Source organism: Marseilla massiliensis (genome assembly GCF_016899855.1).
Taxonomy (GTDB): Bacteria; Bacteroidota; Bacteroidia; order Bacteroidales; family Bacteroidaceae; genus Prevotella.
The window spans coordinates 1-1873 of record NZ_JACJJG010000191.1 but is presented as its reverse complement, the minus strand read 5'-3'; the positions used below and the strand labels follow the sequence as shown (position 1 = coordinate 1873).

3 protein-coding genes are annotated in these 1873 nt (G+C 49.0%); all 3 read left to right on the top strand.

Translation table 11 applies throughout. The annotated features are described in order from the left end of the window. Window positions 1-66 precede the first annotated feature (66 nt). The 3 genes from H6A34_RS14250 to H6A34_RS14240 all read left to right on the top strand — a co-directional run bounded on the left by H6A34_RS14250 (window position 67) and on the right by H6A34_RS14240 (window position 1653). Entirely contained in the window at window positions 67-870 is an 804-nt protein-coding gene (locus H6A34_RS14250; RefSeq protein WP_021948445.1) for a gluconate 5-dehydrogenase, read from the top strand. Between the two features lie 200 nt (window positions 871-1070). Further along, the gene (locus H6A34_RS14245) at window positions 1071-1340 is read left to right on the top strand and encodes a prevent-host-death family protein (RefSeq protein WP_205106055.1); all 270 of its coding nucleotides are present in this window, start codon (window positions 1071-1073) and stop codon (window positions 1338-1340) included. Beyond that, on the top strand, window positions 1315-1653 hold the full coding sequence (locus tag H6A34_RS14240) for an addiction module toxin RelE (RefSeq protein ID WP_205106054.1): 339 nt from the start codon (window positions 1315-1317) through the stop codon (window positions 1651-1653). Before H6A34_RS14245 ends, H6A34_RS14240 begins: the two co-directional genes overlap by 26 nt. Window positions 1654-1873: the final 220 nt, after the last annotated feature.

Sequence of the window (1873 nt, the reverse complement as noted above, 5' to 3'; positions counted from 1 at the left end):
CATTTGTCTTAACTCCTTTACTCCATTACTCCTTAACTCCTTGAAAACAAACAAATAAGGAAAACAATGGACACATTTTCAAGTAAATTCTCGCTCGAGGGCAAGGTGGCTCTTGTCACCGGAGCGGCTTACGGAATAGGATTCGCCATTGCGGAGGCTTACGCTAACGCGGGCGCAAAGATTGCTTTCAACTGCCGTTCGCAGCACCACATGGACCAGGCGCTGGCCGACTACAAGGCTAAAGGCATTGACGCAAAGGGCTATATCTGCGACGTAACCAAGGAAGATGAGGTAAAACAGATGGTGGCAGACATCGAGAAAGAGCTGGGTACTATCGACATCCTCGTCAACAACGCAGGAATAATCAAGCGCATACCCATGACCGAGATGTCGGTTGACGAGTTCCGCCAGGTTGTCGACATCGACCTAAACGCGCCGTTCATCGTATCAAAGGCCGTAATCCCCGGCATGATAAAGAAGGGCCACGGCAAGATTATCAACGTATGCTCGATGATGAGCGAGCTGGGACGCGAGACAGTGTCAGCCTACGCGGCAGCAAAGGGCGGACTGAAAATGCTCACCCGCAACATCTGTTCCGAGTACGGAGAGTACAACATCCAGTGTAACGGCATTGGACCTGGCTACATCGCCACGCCGCAGACAGCTCCCTTGCGCGAGCGCCAGGCAGACGGCAGCCGCCATCCGTTTGACAGTTTCATCGTATCGAAGACTCCGGCGGCACGCTGGGGCACGCCCGAAGACCTCATGGGCCCGGCCGTATTCCTCGCTTCCGACGCCTCTGACTTCGTTAACGGACACATCCTTTACGTCGACGGCGGTATTCTTGCTTACATCGGCAAGCAGCCTTGATGCATCCGGATTAAGTCTTTAAATAGCTCACAGGGCGCGCCTTACGGGTGCGCCCTGTTTCGTTTGCGGCATGCCTTGTGGTGCCTTTGTATGTGAAATGTTCTTAAAAGTGGCGTGAAACAATGCGTCCAGTTTGGTAACCAACGGTTTTTTGTCTATCTTCGCAATGTAAAACAGTATTTAAAAGAAAGGAGAGTATCATGATTGTAATAAGCACCAGGGAATTCAGAGCTAACCAGACAAAGTTTCTTGACATGGCCCGCAACGGCGAGGACGTAATCTTGAAGTCGCGCAGTTCAGGCAGTTTCAAACTCGCACCCGTTGAAAACGAAGACACCGTGGTGAGCAAGCGTGATCTTACGGAGGAACTTCGGCTTGCACTGCAGCAGGTAAAAGACCACATGGATGGGAAAATACAGTTGAAATCAGCAGATACTTTGATTGATGAGCTTAGAGATAGTACGTTCTGATTACTTTACATCAGAGTTTAAACGGCTGGCAAAACGATACAGAAGTCTTGCCAAAGATTACGAGGCATTTTTGGAAAGTCTCAAGTCGAATCCCCTTCAAGGAGTTGAGATTGCGCCGAATGTACGCAAGATACGGATGGCCATCGGGTCGAAAGGTAAGGGCAAGTCGGGCGGTGCCCGTGTGATAACGCTCAACGCTCTCGTCACCGAGCAAGACGGCACGGTTTACCTTTTGCTTATTTATGACAAGTCCGATGCGCCTAATGTAAAGATGAACGTTATAAAGGACATTATCCGTAAGACAGGACTATAATTGCTGTTGTGAAGCCATGTTTCATCGGTGGATTTCCAAAAGGCCGTCTTTTGCGTTGCGAAAGGCGGCCTTTTAGCGTGCGATTGATGGCCTTTTGTAAGGTAAAAGACGGTCTTTTGGGTTTATCCGCAGATTGTTTGGATGACAAAACGTTATCTTCAAGCTTATTTTTTATAATCTTTTCTAATTCAAGTGTCATCATCATTTAATTCAGGCGGTC